This window comes from Arthrobacter sp. NPDC056886 (genome assembly GCF_042788715.1).
Classification (GTDB): domain Bacteria; phylum Actinomycetota; class Actinomycetes; order Actinomycetales; family Micrococcaceae; genus Arthrobacter.
In genome coordinates this window covers 14,670-37,157 of the sequence record NZ_JBHUBT010000008.1, presented here as the reverse complement: position 1 = coordinate 37,157, position 22,488 = coordinate 14,670, and the positions used below count along the sequence as shown (strand labels likewise).

Here is a 22,488-nt window from a genome sequence, read left to right as displayed (position 1 = left end):
GCCGGTTCAGCGCTTCACGGGCGGTGCCAGCGGGAGCAGTGCTGCTCCGGCGGTCGCCGTGTCGGCTGACATCTCCCACACGCGGCGCAGCGCACAGAATTTCCACCAGTGGTGTTTCAGGACCTCGGGGTTGGCACGCTGCGGACGGACTTCGGTCTCGCCTACCGCCACGGCCAGGAGGATGGGCGATTCGCCGTGCTGCCACGCCTCCCACTCCCCCGCCACCGGATCCACGAGGCTTTCTTCTGCCTTCATGCCGGCGACCAGCTGCATCACCACCTTGTCATCCAGCGGCTTGATGGTGCCGTCCCGGCTGGTGCCCTTGGTCTTGTAGTCGATAAGGCAGATCCTGCCATTGATCCGTGCCACGAGGTCCAGGGTGCCGGCGTAGCCGACTGTCTTGTTCCACACCGTGATCTCCGGGGCGATGGGTTCAACGCCGAAGAGCTCCCACCATTCGTCGAAGCGCGCCGCGAAGGCTTCCTCACCGTTGGCGGCCAGGGCCTCTCGTGTTTCCTTCATTTGATGCGGCCGGCCGAGGGCGCGCAGCGCAACCTGCTCGCAGTAGTTGTGGACCCGGTCGCCGCGCTTGGCGGCATCGTCCCGGTATGACTCCGCAGCCTTGGCAGCCCGGCTGACCGCCTGGCGCAGCTTGGCCGGGCTCCCCAGAATGCCGGGGAGCCCGGGATCCTGGGCCAGGCTGTTCGCGCCCATGTACCCGAACCAGCCATCCAGGCCGTGCGGCTGCTGGCCGATCACCGTGGTGATAGAGGGGACAGAGAACTGTGCCGATGTGGAGCGGGCGTACATGCGGCCATAGTCCGTGGCGTGTGCGAGGAGTGGAGCGGTCATAGAAAGACTCTTTCACGGGGGTCAGACAACGGTGAAAAGCAAAATGGCCCGCTCCGCTGAGTCAGCGGAACGGACCATTTCGTTAGTGGGCGATACTGGGTTCGAACCAGTGACCTCTTCGGTGTGAACGAAGCGCGCTACCACTGCGCCAATCGCCCTAACGACATTGAATGCTAGCCCACCCGGCCGGATTTTAGAAATCGGTCCGGGGAACCCGGCTCCGCCGCCGGTGTGCGCGGTGATCTCCCCCGCAGCAGTCCCTCGCAACCTCCCCACCACAGTCCCTCGCAACCGTCCTGCTCTGGTCCTGCCCACGAGCGTTCTCCCCCGCCCCGCGAAACAGTACGGGCACCGCTTCGAGCCCCGGTTTGATACACACCAAATTACAGCGCTGTAATTAGCAAAATCCCCTACAACACAAGGAAGTAGGGCCGTGGAAAGGGGGTCAATGCGCCTCGATTTGTAGATTCCCGGAACCTCCTATAGAGTTCTTACTCGTTGGAACGCGAGGAAATGCCGAATGCGGCACGGAAACACACGCCAACATTGCGGACGTAGCTCAGCTGGTAGAGCACCACCTTGCCAAGGTGGATGTCGCGAGTTCGAATCTCGTCGTCCGCTCGCAGGACACTGTCACGGCAGTGGTTCTTCGGAATCCTGTCTACACGGTGGGTTGGCCGAGAGGCGAGGCAGCGGCCTGCAAAGCCGTATACACGGGTTCGAATCCCGTACCCACCTCGGTGAAAACCCTGGTTTCCGGTTCCGGCCGGATGCAAGGGGCGATTGGCGCAGCGGTAGCGCGCTTCCCTGACACGGAAGAGGTCACTGGTTCGATCCCAGTATCGCCCACCAAAGCAAGGCAACTTGCTTGATGCAGTACCACCGGCCCAGCCGGCATGGACTAAAAATGCGGACGTAGCTCAGCTGGTAGAGCACCACCTTGCCAAGGTGGATGTCGCGAGTTCGAATCTCGTCGTCCGCTCTCTTCATTACAACTCCACTCCGGATCCCTTCCGGTTGCGGGCGATTGGCGCAGCGGTAGCGCGCTTCCCTGACACGGAAGAGGTCACTGGTTCGATCCCAGTATCGCCCACTCACAAGAGCAGCTCCCGCGGAGCTGCTCTTTTTTGTGCATTTCGGGTCCTTCTGCCCTGTGCATCTGGCCCTGGCGTCTTTTATCCTCTGGGCGGACACCCTTGGCACCCCCGTCAGCGCCCGCTAGGGTGGAAAACGCTAGGAGCGATCTGGCTCCGCGACCGAAGGGAGGTGCCCGTGGGTTTACTTGACGATCTAAAGGGCAAGGCTCAGCAAGTGATTGGTGGCAACGAACAAGCCATCAAGGACGGCATCGAAAAGGCCGGCGATTTCGTCGACACTAAGACCGGCGGAAAGCACGCCGACAAGATCGATGCCGTGCAGCGTGGCGCTTCCGACTTCGTGGACAAGGCGAACGACCGGCCGGAGACGGCCCCCGTCGCCGATCAGCCTCCCGTAGCCGGTGAGCCCCGCGTAGCCGGGGAACCCCCCGTAACCGGGGAACCCCGCCAGCCAGGCCTCTGACCCAGATACGTCAGCGAGGTGCCGGTCCCGCCGAGAGGTAGCGCCGGCACCTCCGGCATTTAACGGCGATACTGGCGTTCGGCCGCCGGTCGCCAAGCGGCACTCAACGAAGCGGCACTTAACGAAGCAACGCGGGGTCACTGAGCCCATCAGGATGGGCGCTCAGTGACCCCGCGTTGGAGTTGAGGGAGCTCGGCGCTAGGACGGCTCGTGGTTTTGGCCCTCGCGGGCCAGCGCGGTGAGCCGGGAGACGGCGCGGAAATACTTCTTCATGTACCCGCCGGTCATCATTTCCTCGGTGAAGAGCTGGTCGAACGGCACACCGCTGGCGAGGATGGGCACGTCTTTGTCGTACAGCCGGTCCGCCAGCACCACGAAGCGCAGCGCAACGGCCTGCTCGGTGATTGTGTGGACGTTCTTCCAGACGACGCCTTCGATCCCCTCCAGCAGCTGGCGGTAACGGCTTGGGTGCACGCCGGCCAGGTGGTTGATCAAGGTGCTGAACTCATCGCGGGCCACGGTCTTGCCATCGAACTCGGCATGCATGTGATGGGTCAGGTCATCATTGCGCAGCGGCGCGGGCGCAGCCGGCAGGCCGCGGTGGCGGAAGTCCTCGCCGTCGATCCGGACGACGTCGAACTGGTCAGCCAGCACCTGGATTTCGCGGGCAAAGTCGACGGCGGCGAAGCGCCCGTCGCCGAGGGAGCCCGGGAGAGTGTTCGATGTTGCGGCAAGTTTCACGCCGGCGTCGGCAAGCTCGCGCATGAGCCTCGACATGAGCACGGTGTCGCCCGGGTCATCGAGTTCAAATTCATCGATGCAGACGAGCTTGTAGTGGCTCAAGGCCTCGACGGTCTTGCGAAAGGACAGGGCACCGACGAGGTTGGTGTATTCGACAAACGTGCCGAACGCCTTCGGTCCCGGGGCGGCGTGCCACAGCGACGCCAGCAGGTGGGTCTTGCCTACACCGAATCCGCCATCAAGGTAGATCCCGGCCCGGGACGTGTCCTTCTTGCCGAAGAGCCGCTTGAACAGGCCATCACCGTCACGGGCTCCCACACCCGCCGCGAAATGCTCGAGGGCATGGACCGCACGGGCCTGGCTGGGCTGGGACGGATCGGGCCGGTAGCTGGAAAACGACACCTCACCGAACCGCGGCGACGGATAAAACCCTTTGAGGAGTTCATCCACGGAAACTGCCGGCGTACGGGCGGCGAGCTGTTCGATCTGTACCAAGGTGGTCCGTTCTGCTGGTCTCTTGTCCCCAGCAAGAATACCGGCAAAGCACGCCGGGCCCACCTGCCCGCCTGCGGACCCGCGGCCGGCGTGAGGAAGACCACATTTCCCCGTGTGAACCCTGTGGAGCATTCCCGCCGGCCCGTGACTAGTGTTGTAACAGGCCCGGCGCCGCGCAAGCTTTCCGCGCCCGGCCTCCTGACCGTTCCAGTGAAAGGCCATCGCAATGTCCTACCCCGTTGAAGAGAACGAGAAATTCGCCGCCTACGCCCACCCGGACCGCCTGGTGTCCACGGAATGGCTGGCCACGGCAATCGAGGAGGGGGCCCTCGACGGCGGCACCCTGGTGGTGGTGGAATCCGACGAAGACGTCCTGGTCTACGAGACCGGCCACATCCCTGGGGCCGTGAAGATTGACTGGCACACGGACCTCAACGATGAGGTCACGCGTGACTATGTTGACGGCAAGGCGTTTGCCGCGCTGGCCGGCGCCAAGGGCATCTCCCGGGACAGCACGGTGGTGATCTACGGCGACAAGTCGAACTGGTGGGCCGCATACGCCCTGTGGGTCTTCACGCTCTTCGGCCACGAGGACGTCCGGCTCCTGGACGGCGGCCGGGACAAGTGGATCGCGGAGGGCCGGGCGCTCTCCACCGAAACGACCGTCGCCTCCCCCGTTGATTACCCTGTCGTCGAGCGCAACGACGCCCCGATCCGCGCCTTCAAGGACGACGTCCTGGCCCACTTCGGCAAGCCGCTGATCGACGTCCGCTCGCCCGAGGAATACACGGGCCAGCGGACCCACATGCCCGCGTATCCGGAAGAAGGCGCGCTGCGCGGCGGCCACATCCCCACCGCGGCCTCCATCCCCTGGGCCCGCGCGGCCGCCGGCGACGGCACCTACCGAAACCGCGGCGAACTCGAGACCCTGTACCTGGGTGAGGCCGGCCTGAAGGCAGGCGACGACGTCGTGGCATACTGCCGGATCGGCGAGCGCTCCAGCCACACCTGGTTTGCGCTGAAGTACCTGCTCGGTTTCGAGACGGTCCGGAACTACGACGGTTCCTGGACCGAATGGGGCAACGCGGTCCGCGTCCCGATCGTCAAGGGTGCCGAGCGCGGCGCGGTTCCGGCCGGCCGATAGTGACAGGCTGCACGGACCGGAACCGTCAGAGATGGGAACCGGGACCGGGACCGGACCGGGACACAATCGGCGTGCGTGCGTAAGCTGGGAATGATGAATACTTCAGCCCTCCCCGCCTCGCTGGCGGACATTGTCGATGATTTCCAGGCCCTGACCGAAGCAGAGCGCCTGCAGTTGCTGCTCGAGTTCTCGCAGGGACTGCCGGAACTACCGGAGCGCCTCTTGGACCACCCGGAGCTGCTGGAGCAGGTTGTGGAATGCCAGACGCCGCTCTTCCTGGCCGTCGAGACGGAACAGGCCGACGGCGTCGCGCCGGAGCGCGTCCGGCTCTACTTCAAGGCACCCAGGGAGGCCCCGACCACCCGCGGCTTCGCCGGCGTTCTCCATGAAGGACTCGACGGGCTCAGCGCCGCGGAAATCCTGGCCGTCCCGGACGACATGCCCGATCTGCTGGGCCTCACCCGGGCCATCACTCCGCTGCGCATGCGCGGGATGACGGCCATGCTGGGCCGGATCAAGCGCAAAGTGGTCGCGTCCGGTACCCGGCCGGCGCCGGCGCAGTCCTGACCTAGCGCCCGGACAGCCACGGGACATGGCCCGCAAACACGCGTCGCAGGGAACTCCGGCCACCGCAGCACTCGCGGCCGCCGGGGTTCCCTTTGTCGCCCACCCCTACGCACATGACCCCGCGGCGGCCAGCTATGGCCTGGAAGCGGCGGAAGTGCTCGGCGTCGACCCTGCCCGGGTCTTCAAGACCCTGATGGTGGACGTCGATGGCCGGCTCGCCGTCGGCGTCGTGCCTGTGAGCGGAAGCCTGGACCTTAAGGCGATGGCCGCTGCCTTGGGCGGCAAAAAAGCGGAGATGGCCGACCCGGCCGCGGCGCAGCGACGGACCGGCTACGTGCTCGGGGGCATCTCACCGCTCGGGCAGCGCCAGTCCTCCCCCACGGTGGTGGATGACAGTGCCCTGGAGCTGGAAACCATCCTTATTTCGGGCGGACGGCGCGGCCTGGACATCGAGCTGGATCCGGCCGAGCTCATTCGGCTCACGGCTGCGCGCACCGCCAGGATCGGGACCCGGCGCGACTGACACGGTCTCAAGCCACGGTCTCAAACTACGGTCTCAAACTGCCGTCTCAGACTCCTGACTCAGACTTGCTGTCCCTCTCGAGGCGACACATCGCGGCCGTGCGCGCGAAACTACACTGCCGTGAACTGCTAGGTGGGTGTGGCGTTCCCGGCCGCCGGCTCCTGGTCGCCGGGGTTGGCACGCGGCGCCAGCTGTTGCCGGAGCCAGGCCGCGACCTGCCGCTCCCAGCGCTCCGGATCCACATTCCATTCCTTGGTGTGCAGGGCCCTGTCGAAGGGCTCGAACGTGACCATCTCCGGGTTCTTCTCGGCAAGCGCGGCGGACGGCCCAAAAGGCACGTATTCGTCGTCCACGCTGTGCACAATGAGGGTGGGCGTCCGCAGCTCCACCGCCCGCGAAACCCAGTCCATGGCCTTGAGGTCGACGGGGGCGGCCAGCCCGGTCAGCCGCCGGCCCAGGCGGTGGCTGAGCATCAGCTGGCCGTAGCGGCCCACGGACGACGGGATCCGGTTCAGCTCCGCATGATGCGCCAGCACGTTGACCCAGTTGATCACCGGCGCGTCCAGGACCATTGCCCGGATCAGGTGGCGATGCCGGGAGAGGTCAGCCGTCTGGAGGCAGATCGCGCCGCCCATCGACCAGCCGAACAGGACCACCTCGCGGGCGCCCTGTTCCAAGGCATAGCCGATGGCGGCCTCGACGTCGCGCCATTCCGTGGAGCCCAGGCCGTAGCGCCCGTCGCTGGCTGACGGTGCCAGGCCATCGTTCCGGTAGGAGATCAGCAGGCTGGACATGCCCAGTTCCCCGGCGGTCCGGAGGGCCCGCAGGCCCTCCTGCCGGGTGGCGCCGCGCCCGTGCACCATGATCGCCCAGACGTCCGGGGTTAGATCCTCCGCCGCCGACGTGGCACGGACCAGCCAAGCCGGCGCGGTCCCGGAATCGACGTCGATCAGCACGTCCTCCACCGGAAGCCCCAAAGCGGCCGGATCCGGATAGGTCGCCCCGCTCCACCAGCCGCGCCGGGCGGTGGCAATGTCCCCGCTGTAGACGTGCTCAACTTCGCGCAGCACGGTGCGTTCGGCTGGCGAGTACGACAGGATCCGGCCGATCCGTGCATGGCCGCGGCCGCCGTCGAAGAAGAAACCGTAGACGCCGTCCACGGTGGAATCCGGGGTGGCGGCGAGGATGACCTGCATCGCCCGCCCCTCGCGGATGACGGCCAGCACTTCCTGGTCCTCCGCGCGGAACCGGGCAGGCGTGATGACCCGGCGGGCGAAATACAGGGCGAGGGCGGAGGACCCTGCGGCGAGCACGCCCGCAGCCGCGCTCCCACCGATGATGCCCCCCAGCGCCCACTTGGCACTTCCGGACGGGGCGGTACCAGCGCCCGCCGCAGCAGGGGCTGTCCGGCGGTCAGGGCGGAGGCGCAAGGTGGTTGCCATGGCACCATTCTGTCTGAACCGCGGCCCAACCATGGCATTGCCGTCGCTAAGTCGGTATGAACACGCAAGGCTGCCGCGGGACACAACCATGCAGGGCACCACCAGCGCGACTAGGCTGGGGTCATGAGTGATCCAATCGTCATTTTGACAGAAGAGCCCCTCGGTGCGGATGACCGCGTCAACATTGAAACCCTGATTGCCGGCGGTGATGCCCCCGTGCTGATCCTGGTGCCGGCCAACACCGAGCGGCACCTGGTGGTGGATTTCCTGGAGAATCTTTCCTTGCTGGAAATCGCCAAAGCCTTCCGTGAACTGACGGCACACTCCGACCCCGCCGTGGAGCGGGCCGAAGCCGCCGACACCCTGGCCGCCTCGCTGGCCGCACTTGCCGGCCTGGGCGGCGGCGTCTCCGGCGAAGTCGTCGAGGGCAAGGCCGTGGACGGCCTGGTTGCCAAGGTCAAGGAACTCAGCGCCGGACAGGCTGTGGTGATCACGCGCCCGCACGCTGTCGCAGACACCTTCCACACCGACTGGGCCACCAAGGCCCAGGACAAGCTGGGACTTCCCGTCCTGCATCTCTACGCCGGTTCGGGATTTATCGGGGACTCCTGAGCGTTATTGAAGCTATGAGCATCTTTAACAGGTCCAAATCCATGCCCTCGGCAGTGCCTGCCCCCGAGTCCGCCGCAACGCCGCCGGAGCTGCGCTCTGGCGAACAGACCCCTACCCACCAGCCGGCCGAAAAGACCGATGCCCAGTGGCGCGAGGAGCTGACCCCGGAGGAGTACCGCGTGCTCCGCCAGGCCGGCACCGAGCGGCCGTACACCGGCGAATACTGGGACACGCACACGCGGGGCGTCTACCAGTGCCGGGCCTGCGGCACCGAACTCTTCACCAGCAACGAAAAGTTCGATTCGCACTGCGGCTGGCCGTCCTTCTGGGCGCCTCTCGCCGAGGGCACCGTGCGCTACATCCATGACCGCACCATGGGCATGGACCGGGTGGAAGTCCGCTGCGGCACGTGCGATTCCCACCTGGGACACGTGTTCGACGGCGAGGGCTACGGCACCCCCACGGACCAGCGGTTCTGCATCAACTCCGTCTCCCTGAAGCTCGTTCCCGCGGACAACGCCGGGCAGTAGCCCGCAGCCCTTCCCCTGCTTCCGCTGGAACGGCTTTTCAGAATCAGTTGCCACAGACTTTCTTATGCTCAAGGCAATTTTGCATTAGAGCATCTGTTTGCTTGCTACGCTCGGTTTAGATCCAGCGACACGCTCCACAGCAACCAGAAAGGCGACGATGACCATCACCGCTCTCACCGCCCCCGCCCCGATCACTGCCGGCAACCAGGAATGGCTGCGGCTCAAGGCTGCCGCCACGGCCCTGCAGGCCCTCCAGATCAAGGACGGATCCGTGCCGGATGCCGAAGCCCACGAAGCCGCGGCCGGCCACGTTGAAACCATCACCGCGGCGGTCACGGCCCTGGCACCGTCGTTCCCCCACGACGCCCGTTACCTTGACCTGCTCGTCACCGACTTCGGCCGGTGGGCCGACGGCGGCTTTGGCGTGCCGGATTTCCTGGATTCCCTGCAGGCCTTCCAGCCGCAGCAGCACCGGGTCAACGGACTCCAGCACCTCGTCGTGTTCCCGATGTACACGCAGAACGGCAGCAGCAGCCGCCTGGTCGAGGCCGTGCTGATCGAGGTCATCTGGCCCGAGTTCATCGCAGGCCTGGAAACGGGCGAATACTCCAACAAGCTGTTCGTCCCGATCCGTTTCCTGGACTTCACCCCGGGCTACAACACCAACTCCGCAGTCCTCTTCCCTGAGACCGTCGCTGTCCGCGAGACCCCGACGTTCACGTGGGGCGCGATCTTCGCCGACCGCGAGGCCGCCCGCTTCCGCCGCGTCCTGCGCGCCGCCGCCGAGATCACTTCCCTGCAGCTGCCCGAGGACGCCGCCGGGCTGCTCGAGGACCAGGAGCTGACGCAGCAAACGTTCGTCATGTGGGACCTCATCCACGACCGCACCCATATGCGCGGGGACCTGCCATTCGATCCGTTCATGATCAAGCAGCGCATGCCGTTCTTCCTTTACTCGCTGGAGGAACTGCGCTGCGACCTCACCGCCTTCCGCGAATCCGTGAAGATCGAGAAGGACGAGGACGCCGACCCGGAGGCACGCCGGCACGCCAAGCTGGTCCAGTACGCCGTGATCTTCGACCGCATCTTCCGCTTCGCCATCACCGGCACCCGCGTCCGCAACTACGACGGCCTCGGCGGCCAACTGCTCTTCGCTTGGATGCACCAGCACCACGTCCTGCACTGGACGGACAGCAAACTCAGCATCGACTGGGACGAGGCCGCCGGCGTCGTGGTTGAACTCGGCGCGAAGATCGAGGAACTGTACTGGCGCTCGATCGACCGTCCCAAGATGGCCCACTGGCTCGCCGCTTACGAGCTCATCTCCGGCACGGTCACGCCCAACCCGGCCTCGGTCTGGGCCAAGGGTCCGGACGCTCTGCCCCTGGACGGTCCGCCCCGCGGCCTCACGGACCAGGTCCTCGACGACGAGTTCCCGCTCTCCATGTTCTACGAGGCGCTGGAGAAGAAGATGCGGCCCGTCATCGAATCCACCGCCGGCATCACAGGGTCGTCAGACACCAGCACAGATACGGGCACCGCCACCGGCGGGGCCAGCGGCGTCCAGGCCCTGAACGCCGGATGAGCAACGGACGCACCTTGAACGTGCTGGTCACGGGCGGCAGCGGGCCGTCCGGGATCGCCACGGCCAGGGCCCTTCGGGACGCCGGCCACCGGGTCTTCACTGTCGGTTCTGATGCTGGCCGCATCGATGCCGCCGCCGCCGAAGCCGGCGGCGGCGTCACCGCGCTTGTTTGCGACCTCGCGGACCTGGCGGACGTAAAGGCCTTGCGGGAGAGCGTCGCCGGCAGGGCCGGGAACGTCGACGGCGTCATCCACTTGGTGGGCGGCTGGCGCGGCGCGAAGGGCATCGCGGACCAGAGCGACGACGACTGGGACTTCCTGGAACGCAATGCCGTCACCACGCTCCGAAATGTCACGCGGGTCTTCTTTGACGACCTCGCCGCGTCGGACACTGGACGCTTTGCCATGGTGTCCTCCACGGCCGTGAGCGCCCCGACGGCGGGCGGGGCCAGCTACGCCGCGGCGAAGGCCGCCGCTGAAGCCTGGACGCTGGCGGTCGCTGATGGCTTCCGGCGGGCCCACGCGGCGACCGCCGACGCCGGCACTGGGGCTGGCGCAACCGAACCGGGAAGCGTGGAGCAGGACATACCGGAGCTGCGCAGCGCCGCCGCCATCTTCGTGGTGAAGGCGCTCGTTGATCCGGGAATGCGGGCGAAGGCGCCGGAACGGTCGTTCCCGGGCTTCACGGACGTCGCCGATCTCGCGGCTGCCGCCGCCGGGCTCTTCAGCACTCCTGCCGGCGGGCTGAATGGCCAGCGGCTGCTGCTCAGCCGCTGAGCTGTCCTTGACTCAGCGGCGGTACTGCGCCCCACACACAGCGCCCCGGACCCAGCGTCCCGGCTCCGCCGCCTGACTTAGCCCCCTGGCTTAGCCACCCTGACTTAGCCGCTGGGGCCCGACCTCTTAGACTGAAAGCGTGAGCAAAACGATGACCAGCACAGTTGAAACTGTCCCTGCCAGCACCTCGGTGCGGCTCCACGATCCTTCCGTCCGCGGCTTCGCCTCGGACAACTATTCCGGCGTGCACCCGGAGGTTCTCGCGGCCCTGGCCGCCGCCAACGAAGGCCACCAGGTCTCTTACGGCGAGGACGACTACACCGCCCGCCTGCAGCAGCTGATGGAAGGGCACTTCGGTGAAGGCATCGAGTGCTTCCCGGTGTTCAACGGCACCGGCGCCAACGTCCTGTCCCTGCAGTCGCTGCTGCCGCGCTGGGGTGCCGTCATTTGCGCCTCCACCGCCCACATCAACATGGACGAAAACGGTGCACCGGAGCGGATCGGCGGCATCAAGCTGCTGCAGGTCCCCACTCATGACGGCAAGCTCACGCCTGCACTGATCGACCAGGAAGCGTGGGGCTGGGGCGATGAGCACCGCGCCCAGCCGCTGGCCGTCTCCATCACCCAGACCACCGAGCTCGGTACGTGCTACACCCCTGACGCGGTCCGGGCCATCGCTGAACATGTCCACGCAAAGGGCATGAAACTGCACATGGACGGCGCCCGGCTGGCTAACGCGGCCGCGCACCTGGGCGTCCCGCTGCGGGCCTTCACCCGCGACGCCGGCGTGGATATCCTCTCCTTCGGCGGAACCAAGAACGGCCTGCTGTTCGGCGAGGTTGTGGTCGCCCTGAACCCCGAAGCCGCCCATGGGCTGGTCTACCTGCGCAAGATGAACATGCAGCTGGCGTCCAAGATGCGGTTCATGTCCGCCCAGTTCATTGCCCTCCTCGAGGGTGACCTGTGGCTGCGCTCGGCCTCTCATGCCAATGCCATGGCCGCCCGGCTGCGCGCCGGCGTCGAGGGCATCCCCGGCGTCGAACTGAGCCAAAAGACCGAGTCCAACGGCGTCTTCGCCGTCCTGCCTGCCGGCGTCGCGGACCGGCTGCGCGAGTCCTTCCGCTTCTACGACTGGAACGAGGCGGCCCGCGAGGTCCGCTGGATGTGTTCCTTCGACACCACCGAGGAAGACGTTGATTCCTTCATTGCGGCCATCAAGCGCGAGCTCGCAGCCGCCTGAGCCCCGCCCGGCTTCCACTGCCCGGCGGCGAGCCTGCCGGGCAGTGGCCAGACCGTTGCATAACCTTCCAAGGTGAGCTCCCTCGATCAGGTTCCGGCAGATTTCCTCTTCGCCTTGGGGACCCTTCGACAGGCACGCTGCCGCAGCGAGCTGCATCTGGACGAGATCCCCGCCCCGTCACGGCTGGCGCCGTTCGCGGTGGCCCTGGGGGCCGAGGTAATCGGACCGGGCGAGCCCCCCGCCGGCGGACCGGTCCACGGCCCGGCTGCCGCGGCCCTGGCACGGGCATCCGGCAGTGACGACGTCGAACTGGCCACCGGCCGCTTCATTCTGCTCCACGATCCCGACGGCTCTGCCGTGTGGGACGGGGAGTTCCGGATCGTCACCTACATCCGTGCCCAACTGGAGCCCGAGATGGGCAACGACGAACTCCTCGGCTCCGTGGCGTGGACGTGGCTGGTCGAGGCGCTGGATAACCATCAGGCCCCGTACCGCTCCGCCGGCGGCACCGCCACCAGGGTGCTCTCGGAGAGCTTTGGAACACTGTCCGACCGGCCGAATTCAATCGACATCGAGCTCCGGGCCTCCTGGACCCCGGCCACCCCGGACATCACCTCCCACTTGGAGGCGTGGTCGGACATGGTCTGCACCTTCGCCGGACTACCGCCGCTGCCCGAGGGCGTGACGCCCCTTCCCCGGCGCCCCCGCGGACACGTATGAGGCGCGGGTTCGGCCACGGTCACGGCCTTAGCCGCCATGTTGTCGGTAAACTGTAATGACCATGACCCCTCAGAATCCGGAAATCAGCACGGCCGGCGCCATTCGCAATACGGCCGAGGCTGCTGACACCACAGCCCACATCACCGTGGAAGGCTTCGACAGCCTGGTCCCTGAAGTGATCGACCTCGACATACCCCGCGACGGCGTGCCGCTGGTCATTGAAACCCAGTCCGGACTCGAACGCTGCGCCGCAGCCCTCGCCGCCGGACACGGCCCTGCGGGCGTGGACGCGGAACGGGCCTCAGGTTTCCGCTACGGCCAGCGCGCCTTCCTGGTCCAGATCCGGCGCGAAGGCTCCGGGACCTGGCTGATCGATCCAGAGCCCTTCGGGGATCTGAGCATCATCAATGACGCCTTGCGCGGCGTCGAATGGATCCTGCACGCCGCCAGCCAAGACCTCCCCTGCCTGTCCGAACTCGGCATGTGGCCGGACAAGCTCTTCGACACCGAGCTCGCCGCGCGCCTGGCCGGGCTGCCCCGGGTGGGCCTCGCCGCCGTCATCGAACAGCTCCTGGGCTTCGGCCTGGCCAAGGAACACTCCGCGGCCGACTGGTCCACCCGTCCCCTGCCGGAACCGTGGCTGCGCTATGCGGCGCTCGACGTCGAAGTCCTCACCGAACTGCGCGAGGAACTGATCGAACTCCTCGTGGCGGACGAAAAGCTGGAATACGCCGAGCAGGAATTCGCTGCCATCCTCGAGGCCGGGCAGGCCCCGCCGCGCGTTGATCCGTGGCGCAAGACGTCCGGGCTGCACCAGATCCGGGATCGCCGCCAGCTGGCCGCAGTACGGGAACTGTGGCTGGAACGCGATTCCCTGGCCCAGAAGCGCGACGTCGCTCCCGGCCGGCTGATCCCCGACTCCGCCCTCGTCGCCGCCGCCAAGGCCATGCCCTCCACGGTCCCCCAGCTCCTCGGCACCAAAGGCTTCCACGGCCGCGCCGCCCAGCGCGAGGCGCCCCGCTGGTTGCGCTGCATCAGCATGGCCCGGGCACTCGAGGACCTGCCGCCGCTGCACCTGGCCACCAACGCTCCCCCGCCCCCGCGCGTCTGGGCCGACCGGGACCCGGAGGCGGCTGCCCGGCTTGCCACCGCCCGGCCCAAACTCCAGGCCAGGGCCGAGGAACTGAACCTGCCCGTGGAAAACCTGCTGACTCCGGACTACCTTCGGCGGGTGGCGTGGCGTCCGCCGGCAGAGCTCAGCGAGGAAGGTGTGGCCGAGGAACTGGCGAACCTCGGGGCGCGCCAGTGGCAGATCGAAATTACTGCGCCGCTCATTGCCCAGGCCTTCCTGCACCCCGCTCCGCTGCCCGCGAAGGAGCCCAAGGCCTCCGCGGAAGCGCCATCGGGTTCCACGGTCTAGCAGGTATTTCCCGGGCCGCTCCTCTCCTCCTTGCGCGCTATGTTACTGGCGAGTAACATTATTCATGATGTCGTTCGGATCCCGCCTGCCTGAGGCAAGCCCTGCCACAGGCCCGGATCCGGCACCCATGTCTCAATGAGGAGAAGCACGTGAGCCAAGCCCAGAGCACCAGCAGCGCGAGTCCCCGCACCGCGGGTCCCCGCGCCGCGAGTCCCCGCGCCGTGCGCGATGTCGTCTTTGTCGACGGCGTCCGCACCCCGTTCGGCCGCGCGGGCGAAAAAGGCATCTACGCCGGCACCCGCGCCGACGACCTTGTGGTCAAGTGCATCCGCGAACTGATGCGCCGCAACCCGTCGCTTCCGGCGGACCGGATCGACGAGGTCGCGATCGCCGCGACCACCCAGTCCGGGGACCAGGGCCTGACCATCGGCCGCACCGCCGCGCTGCTGGCCGGACTCCCCCGGACCGTGCCCGGCTTCGCGATCGACCGCATGTGCGCCGGGGCCATGACCGCCGTGACCACGACGGCGAGCGGCATCGGCTTCGGGACGTACGACGTCGTGATCGCCGGCGGCGTGGAACACATGGGAAACCACCCGATGGGCGCCGGCGCAGACCCCAACCCGCGCTTCATGTCCGAACGGATCGTGGACCCTGCCGCCCTCAACATGGGCAACACGGCCGAGAACCTGCATGACCGCTTCCCGGCCATCACCAAGGACCGCACGGATGCCTACGCCGTCGCCTCGCAGGACAAGCTCGCCGCCGCCTACGCCAACGGCCAGATCCAGCCCGACCTCGTACCCGTCGCCACCATGAAGCCGGGCCAGGGCTGGACCGTCAACACCGTGGACGAACCCCCGCGCCCCGGAACCTCACTCGGGGACCTTGCAGCCCTCAAGACCCCGTTCCGCGCCCACGGGCGGGTCACGGCGGGCAACGCCGCCGGCCTGAACGATGGCGCAACGGCCGCCCTGCTGGCCTCCGCCGAGGCCGCCGAGGAACTCGGACTGGCCGTCAGGATGCGCCTGGTCTCCTACGCCTTTGCCGGCGTAGAACCCGAGGTCATGGGCATCGGGCCGGTCCCGGCGACCGAAAAGGCCCTGAAGACCGCCGGACTCGGCATCGGAGACATCGGCCTCTTCGAAATCAACGAGGCCTTCGCCGTCCAGGTCTTGAGCTTCCTTGACCACTTCGGGATCGCCGACGACGACCCCCGAGTCAACCGCTACGGCGGTGCGATCGCCGTCGGGCACCCGCTGGCGTCCTCAGGGGTCCGGCTGATGAACCAGCTGGCCCGGCAGTTCGAGGCGGACCCCTCGGTCCGCTTCGGCATGACCACGATGTGCATCGGCTTGGGCATGGGCGCCACCGTAATCTGGGAGAACCCGCATCACGCGGACTACGGCACCGAGACGCGCAGCACGGCAGCCGATCCGGCAGAGACCACCACCACCGAGACTGGAGCCACAGCATGAGCGCCGCTGATTTCCGCAAGCTTGCCGATCTCTTCCCGAACGAGACGGTCACCCACTCCTATGTCCAGGACATCGAGCTGCCCGCCGCAGGCGGGAAGACAAATGGCGGCAAAAGCCCCGGCACCTTCGCACTGGTCACCCTCGACAACGGCCTGGACCACTCCAAGCCCACCACGCTCGGACCCAACACCCTGATCGAGCTCGGCACGGTCCTGGAAGGGCTGAAGGAACGCGCCGCCCGCGGCGAGATAGCCGGCGTCGGCATCACCGGCAAGCCGTACTTCCTCGTGGCCGGCGCCGACCTGTCCACGGTCAAGTCCGTCAGCGGACGCGAGCAGGGCCTGTGGATGGCCCAGCTCGGCCACGACGTCTACTCCACCCTGGCCAACCTGGGCGTGCCGAGCTTCGCGTTCATCAACGGCCTGGCCCTGGGCGGCGGCCTGGAGATCGCACTCCAGTCCACCTACCGCACGGTCTCCACCGGCGCCGGAGCCCTGGCCCTTCCCGAGGCCTTCATCGGGCTCATCCCGGGCTGGGGCGGGGTCTACATCCTGCCGCGGCTGATCGGGCCGGAGAACGCCCTCAAGGTCATGATCGAAAACCCGCTGACCAACAACCGCACGCTCACCGGGCCGCAGGCCTACGAGCTCGGCATGGCGGACGCGATGTTTGAACCTGCCGACTTTGTGGAACAGTCCCTCGCATGGGCCGCCAAGGTCCTTGCCGGTGCCGTGGCGCCGGAGCGGGCGAACGCCGTGGACCCGTCCGCCCCCGACGCTGCCGCACGCTGGGCGGCCGCCGTCGCCAAGGGCCGGGCATTTGTTGAGGCCAAGACCTCCAACGCCTCGCCGGCGCCGGCCAAGGTCCTGGACGTCATGGAAGCCAACCGCACCCTGACCCAGGCGCAATCCGCCCAGCTCGAATGCGAGACGCTGGCGGACCTCATGCAGACCGACGAGTTCCGCTCCACCGTCTACGCCTTCCTGGACCTCGTGCAGCGGCGCGCCAAGCGTCCAGCCGGCGCGCCGGACCCCAAGCTCGCCCGCCCGGTGACGAAGATCGGCGTCGTAGGCGCCGGGCTGATGGCGAGCCAACTGGCCCTGCTCTTCGCCCGCCAGCTCAAGGTTCCGGTGGTGCTGACGGACATTGACCAGGCCCGCGTGGACAAGGGCGTCGGCTACGTCCACGCCGAGGTGGAGAAGCTCCTGGCCAAGGGGCGGATCAGCCCCGACGCCGCCAACCGCACCCGCTCGCTCGTCACGGGATCAGTTGCCAAGGAGGCCTTCGCCGACGCCGACTTCGTCATCGAGGCCGTTTTCGAGGAACTCAACGTCAAGAAGCAGGTCTTCAAGGAAGTCGAGGCCATTGTCTCGGCAGAGTGCATCCTCGCGACCAACACCTCTTCTCTATCCGTCACGGCGATGGCAGAGGACCTGGAGCACCCGGAGCGCCTGATCGGCTTCCACTTCTTCAACCCGGTGGCTGTGATGCCGCTGCTGGAGATTGTGCGCGCGCCGAAGACCGACGACGCCGTGCTGGCCACCGCGTTCGACCTCGCCAAGGGGCTCAAGAAGTCCGCCGTGCTCGTCAAGGACGCCCCGGCGTTCGTGGTCAACCGCGTCCTGCTGCGCCTGATGGGTGAAGTCACCGCCGCCTTCGACGAGGGCACGCCCGCCGACGTGGCGGATAACGCGCTGCGGTCGATGGGCCTGCCCATGACTCCCTTCGTGCTCGGTGCCATGGTGGGCCTGCCCGTGGCCCAGCACGTCCAGGAATCGCTGCACGCGGCGTTCGGGGACCGCTTCCGGGTTTCGAAGAACCTGCAGGCGCTGATCGACAACGGAGTGACCTCCATTTGGGCCGCGCAAAATGGGACACCAGTGCCTGGCCCGGACGGCAAGCCATTTGTCCCGGCCGAAACGTTGGCGCTGATGTCCTTCGGCAGCACCCCGTCCACCGGCGAGGAGGTACTGCGCCGGACGCAGGACGCGCTGGCGGAGGAAATCGGCCTCATGCTCGAGGAAGGCGTCGTAGCCGGCCCCGAGGACATCGACCTCTGCATGATCCTCGGCGCGGGCTGGCCGATGTTCCTGGGCGGCATCACCCCGTACCTGGACCGGGTAGGAGCCTCAGAGCGGGTCAACGGGAAGAAATTCCTGGCACCAGGCGTGGCGTCCGAACCGGCCTAGCTGCCTACGCTGGCCTGCCCGGCGGAGGCGCGCCTCGTGGCCCTGTGGCGCCGCTGCCCGGACTTCGGTCCGGGCGGCGGCGCCGCTTTCGTTGGCGCCGCGCGTTCTCGTACCGGCTGATTGTGCCGCGTGTCAGTCAGGCACGGCCATCACTTTCCGGGCGCCAGCGCCCCCTCGAGAAGCACCCGCTGCAGCCACGCGAGGTAACGCTGCGGCGTCCAGCCGGCCTGCACCACGAGGTGCTCGTATTGGTACGGGGAGGTCAGGAGCCACAGCGTCAAGGCCACTTCCTCCAGCGGAACATCCGATCGCAGCCCTCCACGCTCCTGGAGGAATCCGGCGACCTTCAGGAAGTCCGTCCGGATACGCTCCTGCAAGCCGGCATGCGCCGACGCGATCTCAGGGTCGCCTTGCGCCGCGGCCGCCATGGCCTGCCACAACCGCCCAATCCTGCCGTTGAGTTCCGCTGCGAAGGAGGCCAGGCCAAGCAGTCCGGCCCGGGCGTCCTCCTGGGCCAGCACGGCTTGCGCCTCCGGCACTTCAAGGATGGAGCGGCCGCCTTCCTCACCGGCTGACGCCGTTTCCAGGGCAGCCAGCAGCAGCCGCCTCTTGGGCCCGTGGGCCTGGACCGTTTCAACGGACACACCGGCGTCGGCCGCGATGGCACCCAGCGTCGTTGCCGTGAACCCTTTGGCCGCAAAGCAACGGCCGGCCGATTCGAGTACTCGTCGGCGCGTGGCCGAGGCCTGCTCTTCGCGCAATGCGGACCGGTAGCGCCTCGGGCGGGAAGTTTCCAATGCCATATTGACTACTGTCTCACAGTAATGAAAACTGATGCAACGCACTCATCCCATTAGGAGACATCATGGCATCGGTACTCGTCTGCTCCAGCCCTTTGGTCGGCCACGTCACACCGATGCTTGCGGTTGCCGCCGGCCTCGTTGAACACGGACACGAAGTCCGCTTCCTCACCGGCAAGCGCTTCGAACGCCAGGTGTCCGGGACCGGCGCCTTGTTCATCCCTCTGCCCCCGGAAGCGGATTTCGATGACACCAGCCTGGATGCCGCCTTCCCGGGCCGTGTCGGCCTGAAGGGGCCAAAGGGGATCCGCTTCGATATCCAAGAGATTTTCATGCGCCCGGGGAAGGCCCAGTACCAGGCCATCCTGGCGGCATCCGCGGACCGCCGCGTCGATGCCGTGCTGGCCGAATCATTGTTTATGGGTGCCGCGCTGCTGCTGGCCGGGCCGGCGGGCAACCGCCCGGCGGTCATCAACTGTGGAATCGTTCCGCTCAGCCTCGCCAGCCGGGACACCGCCCCGTACGGACTGGGCATCGAGCCGATGCCGGGGTTGCCCGGCCGGGTGCGGAATTGGGCCATGCGGGCGCTGACCGAAAAAGTTGTATTTGGGCCCGTACAGAAGTACGCCGACGCCATCTCCAGGGATGTCACCGGCTCCCCCTTCCCGTCCTTCTTCATGGAGTGGCCGCGCGCCGCGGACCATATCGCCCAGTTCACCGTTACGGACTTTGAATACCCGCGTTCCGACCTCCCCGGGACGGTCCACTTTGTGGGCCCGGTGTCGCAGGGCGGAAAGAGCACCGCAGACGCGACAGGTAGGACGGGCAGTACTGGCAGTGCCGGCGGGTCGCCCGATTCCGAGCTTCCCGCGTGGTGGGCCGACCTCGACGCCGGCCGCCCCGTTGTCCATGTCACCCAGGGCACCGTGGCCAACAGGGACTTTGACGACCTGGTTCGCCCGGCCGTCGAAGGCCTGGCGCAGGACGACGTCCTGGTGGTGGTCACCACCGGCGGCCGCCCGGTGGACGCGCTCACCGGCCCGCTGCCGGAGAACGTCCGCGTCGCGTCCTACCTGCCGTACGACGAGCTGCTCCCCAAGACCGACGTCCTGGTCACCAACGGCGGATACGGCGGGGTGCAGTTTGCGCTGCGGCACGGCGTGCCGCTCGTGGTGGCTGGCCAGACCGAGGAGAAGGCCGAAGTGTCCGCCCGCGTGGCCTGGTCCGGCACCGGGATCAACCTCCGTACCAACCGGGCCACGCCCGAAGCCGTCGCCAAGGCCGTCCGCACCATCCTGTCCAACAGCTCCTACCGGGAAGCAAGCAGCCGGATCGGAACCGCGATACGCGCCTCCCGCGGCGTCGATGAGCTCGCGGACCTGGTGGCGAGCGTGTGCAGCGATCGCTCCCTCGAGCGGGAGTAGCGCAAACCCCGCCGGAGTCAGATCCCGCTCAGCTGGCCGTCCCGGAGTTCCAGTACCCGGTGCGCGTTCATCCGGGCGTAGGCCAGGTCATGGGTGACCATGACGACGGCGGTGCCCTTCGCGGCGGCGCGGACGACGGCGGACTGCAACGCCGCGAGGCCGTGCCGGTCCAGCCCCACGGTGGGCTCGTCCAAAGCCAACACAGCCGGTTCACGGGCCAGGACCGTCGCCAGGGCGAGGAGGCGTTGCCGGGAGGCCGATAGTTCGGCCGGGTGGGCCGCCTCGGTGCCGGACAGTCCCACCGCGGCCAGCGCCGCCCGGGCCTTGCCCTCGGCTTCGGCTTTCCCGAACAGCTGCCGGAGGCCGAACGCGGCCTCCCGCAGGACAGTCCGTTCGAACAGCTGGTCCCGGGGGTGCTGGAACAACAGGCCAATGGAGGCCGCGACGGTTCCCACCGGCACGCCGGCAATGCTGCGCCCGCAGACCCGCACGTCCCCCTCCGAGGGCCGCAGCAGTCCGTTGAAGTGACGCAGCAGTGTCGATTTGCCGGCGCCGTTGGGCCCGGTCACGGCGATGATCTCGCCCGGGTTCACGGCCAAGTGCACGTCCCGGAGGACCGAGGCTTGCGCGGGGGCGCCTCGCCGCCCCGGGTCCGCGCCGTAGCCGAACCCCACCCCGCGCAATTCCAGCGATGCCGGCCCGGACGCCGGGACAGGAACCGGATCGGGATTGCGGGCTCCGGCGGCAAGGCTGGGTCCAATATCACTCGGCCCAGCATCCCCGGGGCCTCCTACACCCATCACACCGGCGCGGTCCAGCTCGGCCGAGCCGGCCAGCTGCGCCGGCGTTCCCGCGGCGGTGACCGTTCCGCCGTCGAGTCTTGTCCCGCCGTCGAGAACTATCCAGTGCGTGGCTTCGCCCGCGAGGCGGTCCGCCGCCTGGCTCAGCAGGACGACGCCGGTTCCGGCGCCGCGGAGGCTGCGGACCAGATCCTCGACCTGCGCGGCCCCGGTGGCGTCGAGCGATGCCAGCGGCTCATCCAGGATGAGTATGTCCGGTTCACCGATGACGGCGCAGCCCACTGCGAGCCGGCGCAGCTCCCCTCCGGAGAGCGTGGCCGGATCCCGGTCCAGCAGGTCCGAGAGTCCCGTGCGCGCGGCCGTGCGTTCCACCGCGCGGAGCATATCGTCCCGCGGCGTCGCACGGTTTTCCAAACCGAAGGCCAGCTCTTCGGCGACCGTGGCGCGCACGGAGGAGAGCATCGCGGACGCGTCCTGCGGGACGAAGGCCACGCGCCGCGACCATTCGGCGGGGTTGATCCGGGGATCATCGGGCGCACCGTGGAATTCCAGCAAAGTGTCGCCGAGCTCCAGGCTGCCGCGGAATGCTCCCGCGTGACCGGCCCGGAGCCAGCCTGCCATGAGTTTGCCCAGTGTGGATTTTCCGCTCCCGGAGCCTCCCAGGACGGCGGTCAGGGAGCCGGGCGCGATCGAGACCGTTGCACCGCTCAGAACCGGGGTGTTCTCGCCGTGGAACGTGAACGCCTCGATCCGGATCTGCAGCGCCGTCCGGGTGGCCGCCGTCATGACGGCACTCCTGCAGGCCAGGAGGCGACAATCCGCCCGACGACGGCGGCTGCCGCGAACAGCAGGGCGGCCGCCCGGAAGCGTCGCTGGGCGGGCGGGTCGACGACTTCGCGGTAGCTGGTGCGGGGTCCTGGGCTGCCGAAGCCGCGGGCGTCGAGCGCCTGGGCGCGGCCGCCGGCGTCGTCGATCAAGGCAAGGACCAGCGGCACCATCTGGAGGCGGAGGGCGCCGAGCCGGGACAGCAGGCCGCGGCGGACCACCATCCCCCGCGTCTCCTGCGCCTGCCGGATCCGGTCCAGGCGGACCGCGACGGCGGGCAGGAGGGTGAGGGTGGAGGCCAGGACGAAGCCGAACTGCGGCGGGATCCTGCGCCCGGCGAGGGCGGAGATGAGGTCCGGAACGCTGACGGTGAAGGAAAAGAGCAGGAAAACCAGCACACAGGCGGTGGTCCGCGTTCCGAGCTCCAGCGCGAAGCCCAGACCCTCGGCCGTGACCCTTGCCGGCCCCCACTGAGCCAGCACGGTCTGGCCTTCGGGGAAGAACAGGCCGTGCAGCACCAGCAGGGACAGGCACAGGGGCGTCAGGATCACCGCCGCGGCAGGCAGGACACGCCCCGCAACTCCACGGCGCACCGCGAGGAACGCCGTGGCGAGGGCCACGGCGACAGACAGCGGCCAGTACGCGGCCGCCGTCGTGACGACAGCGGCGCAGGCGGCGGCGGTCAGCGCGGTGAAGGGGTGGAGAGGCGGTCTCATGTCATAGTCGCGGTATCGGAGAGTCACCACCGCAAGATCACAGCAGCCA

The 22,488-nt window shown here is 67.8% G+C and carries 20 protein-coding genes and 6 tRNA genes; 19 read left to right on the top strand and 7 right to left on the bottom strand.

Annotated features, from left to right (window positions below):
* Positions 1-6: 6 nt before the first annotated feature.
* Both ACFRJ8_RS14485 and ACFRJ8_RS14480 read right to left on the bottom strand, forming a co-directional pair.
* Positions 7-852: a cytochrome gene (locus tag ACFRJ8_RS14485; protein WP_377986855.1), complete on the bottom strand. Its 846-nt coding sequence runs from the start codon at positions 850-852 to the stop codon at positions 7-9.
* 86 nt (positions 853-938) lie between these two features.
* Positions 939-1,010, bottom strand: a tRNA-Val gene (locus ACFRJ8_RS14480).
* A 390-nt stretch (positions 1,011-1,400) separates the two neighbouring features.
* Here ACFRJ8_RS14480 and ACFRJ8_RS14475 point away from each other — a divergent pair.
* The 6 genes from ACFRJ8_RS14475 (at position 1,401) to ACFRJ8_RS14450 (ending at position 2,412) form a co-directional block, all read left to right on the top strand.
* A tRNA-Gly gene (locus ACFRJ8_RS14475) sits at positions 1,401-1,473 on the top strand.
* Positions 1,474-1,519: 46 nt separating this feature from the next.
* Positions 1,520-1,590: transfer RNA gene (locus ACFRJ8_RS14470), tRNA-Cys, on the top strand.
* Positions 1,591-1,629: 39 nt separating this feature from the next.
* A tRNA-Val gene (locus ACFRJ8_RS14465) sits at positions 1,630-1,704 on the top strand.
* 57 nt (positions 1,705-1,761) lie between these two features.
* A tRNA-Gly gene (locus tag ACFRJ8_RS14460) sits at positions 1,762-1,834 on the top strand.
* 39 nt (positions 1,835-1,873) lie between these two features.
* A tRNA-Val gene (locus ACFRJ8_RS14455) sits at positions 1,874-1,945 on the top strand.
* A 179-nt stretch (positions 1,946-2,124) separates the two neighbouring features.
* Positions 2,125-2,412 carry an antitoxin gene (locus ACFRJ8_RS14450; RefSeq protein ID WP_377986854.1) on the top strand — a complete coding sequence of 96 codons (288 nt, stop codon included), beginning with the start codon at positions 2,125-2,127 and terminating at the stop codon, positions 2,410-2,412.
* A 198-nt stretch (positions 2,413-2,610) separates the two neighbouring features.
* Here ACFRJ8_RS14450 and zapE read toward each other — a convergent pair whose 3' ends face one another.
* Entirely contained in the window at positions 2,611-3,648 is a 1,038-nt protein-coding gene (zapE, locus tag ACFRJ8_RS14445) for a cell division protein ZapE (protein WP_277524478.1), read from the bottom strand.
* 226 nt (positions 3,649-3,874) lie between these two features.
* Here zapE and ACFRJ8_RS14440 point away from each other — a divergent pair, with 226 nt between their 5' ends.
* The 3 genes from ACFRJ8_RS14440 to ybaK all read left to right on the top strand — a co-directional run bounded on the left by ACFRJ8_RS14440 (position 3,875) and on the right by ybaK (position 5,882).
* Complete coding sequence (locus ACFRJ8_RS14440; RefSeq protein WP_377986853.1) at positions 3,875-4,792, top strand: sulfurtransferase; 918 nt, start codon at positions 3,875-3,877, stop codon at positions 4,790-4,792.
* Positions 4,793-4,885: 93 nt separating this feature from the next.
* Complete coding sequence (locus ACFRJ8_RS14435; protein ID WP_377986852.1) at positions 4,886-5,359, top strand: SufE family protein; 474 nt, start codon at positions 4,886-4,888, stop codon at positions 5,357-5,359.
* 25 nt (positions 5,360-5,384) lie between these two features.
* The gene (gene ybaK / locus ACFRJ8_RS14430) at positions 5,385-5,882 is read left to right on the top strand and encodes a Cys-tRNA(Pro) deacylase (protein WP_377986851.1); all 498 of its coding nucleotides are present in this window, start codon (positions 5,385-5,387) and stop codon (positions 5,880-5,882) included.
* 128 nt (positions 5,883-6,010) lie between these two features.
* On the opposite strand, the gene ACFRJ8_RS14425 is transcribed toward ybaK, so the two are convergent.
* A complete protein-coding gene (locus tag ACFRJ8_RS14425) occupies positions 6,011-7,324 on the bottom strand; it encodes an alpha/beta hydrolase family protein (protein WP_377986850.1) in 1,314 nt (437 codons plus the stop codon).
* 123 nt (positions 7,325-7,447) lie between these two features.
* Here ACFRJ8_RS14425 and ACFRJ8_RS14420 point away from each other — a divergent pair, with 123 nt between their 5' ends.
* From ACFRJ8_RS14420 to ACFRJ8_RS14380, 9 genes are all read left to right on the top strand, one after another.
* Entirely contained in the window at positions 7,448-7,936 is a 489-nt protein-coding gene (locus tag ACFRJ8_RS14420; protein ID WP_229993284.1) for a hypothetical protein, read from the top strand.
* Positions 7,937-7,950: 14 nt separating this feature from the next.
* A complete protein-coding gene (gene msrB / locus ACFRJ8_RS14415; RefSeq protein WP_377986849.1) occupies positions 7,951-8,466 on the top strand; it encodes a peptide-methionine (R)-S-oxide reductase MsrB in 516 nt (171 codons plus the stop codon).
* A 157-nt stretch (positions 8,467-8,623) separates the two neighbouring features.
* Positions 8,624-10,051: a DUF6421 family protein gene (locus tag ACFRJ8_RS14410; RefSeq protein ID WP_377986848.1), complete on the top strand. Its 1,428-nt coding sequence runs from the start codon at positions 8,624-8,626 to the stop codon at positions 10,049-10,051.
* Positions 10,048-10,827 (top strand): SDR family oxidoreductase, encoded by a 780-nt coding sequence (locus tag ACFRJ8_RS14405; RefSeq protein ID WP_377986847.1) that lies wholly within the window; start codon positions 10,048-10,050, stop codon positions 10,825-10,827. The genes ACFRJ8_RS14410 and ACFRJ8_RS14405 overlap by 4 nt, the downstream gene beginning before the upstream one ends.
* Positions 10,828-10,978: 151 nt before the next feature.
* Positions 10,979-12,067, top strand: coding sequence for a threonine aldolase family protein (locus ACFRJ8_RS14400; RefSeq protein WP_377987110.1), 1,089 nt, complete (start codon positions 10,979-10,981; stop codon positions 12,065-12,067).
* 72 nt (positions 12,068-12,139) lie between these two features.
* Positions 12,140-12,787 carry a DUF3000 domain-containing protein gene (locus ACFRJ8_RS14395; protein ID WP_377986846.1) on the top strand — a complete coding sequence of 216 codons (648 nt, stop codon included), beginning with the start codon at positions 12,140-12,142 and terminating at the stop codon, positions 12,785-12,787.
* 61 nt (positions 12,788-12,848) lie between these two features.
* Positions 12,849-14,207, top strand: a complete 1,359-nt coding sequence (locus ACFRJ8_RS14390) for an HRDC domain-containing protein (protein ID WP_377986845.1) — start codon at positions 12,849-12,851, stop codon at positions 14,205-14,207.
* A gap of 221 nt (positions 14,208-14,428) precedes the next feature.
* Complete coding sequence (locus ACFRJ8_RS14385) at positions 14,429-15,685, top strand: thiolase family protein (RefSeq protein WP_377987109.1); 1,257 nt, start codon at positions 14,429-14,431, stop codon at positions 15,683-15,685.
* Positions 15,682-17,874, top strand: coding sequence for a 3-hydroxyacyl-CoA dehydrogenase NAD-binding domain-containing protein (locus tag ACFRJ8_RS14380; protein ID WP_377986844.1), 2,193 nt, complete (start codon positions 15,682-15,684; stop codon positions 17,872-17,874). Before ACFRJ8_RS14385 ends, ACFRJ8_RS14380 begins: the two co-directional genes overlap by 4 nt.
* Before the next feature lie 149 nt (positions 17,875-18,023).
* On the opposite strand, the gene ACFRJ8_RS14375 is transcribed toward ACFRJ8_RS14380, so the two are convergent.
* Positions 18,024-18,677 (bottom strand): TetR/AcrR family transcriptional regulator, encoded by a 654-nt coding sequence (locus tag ACFRJ8_RS14375; RefSeq protein WP_377986843.1) that lies wholly within the window; start codon positions 18,675-18,677, stop codon positions 18,024-18,026.
* A 62-nt stretch (positions 18,678-18,739) separates the two neighbouring features.
* Between ACFRJ8_RS14375 and ACFRJ8_RS14370 the strand changes: the two genes are divergently transcribed.
* Complete coding sequence (locus tag ACFRJ8_RS14370; RefSeq protein ID WP_377986842.1) at positions 18,740-20,098, top strand: glycosyltransferase; 1,359 nt, start codon at positions 18,740-18,742, stop codon at positions 20,096-20,098.
* A gap of 17 nt (positions 20,099-20,115) precedes the next feature.
* Here the strand turns inward: ACFRJ8_RS14370 and ACFRJ8_RS14365 are convergent, their stop codons facing one another.
* Both ACFRJ8_RS14365 and ACFRJ8_RS14360 read right to left on the bottom strand, forming a co-directional pair.
* Positions 20,116-21,684 (bottom strand): ABC transporter ATP-binding protein, encoded by a 1,569-nt coding sequence (locus ACFRJ8_RS14365; protein WP_377986841.1) that lies wholly within the window; start codon positions 21,682-21,684, stop codon positions 20,116-20,118.
* Positions 21,681-22,439: an energy-coupling factor transporter transmembrane component T gene (locus tag ACFRJ8_RS14360; protein WP_377986840.1), complete on the bottom strand. Its 759-nt coding sequence runs from the start codon at positions 22,437-22,439 to the stop codon at positions 21,681-21,683. Before ACFRJ8_RS14360 ends, ACFRJ8_RS14365 begins: the two co-directional genes overlap by 4 nt.
* Between the last annotated feature and the right edge of the window lie 49 nt (positions 22,440-22,488).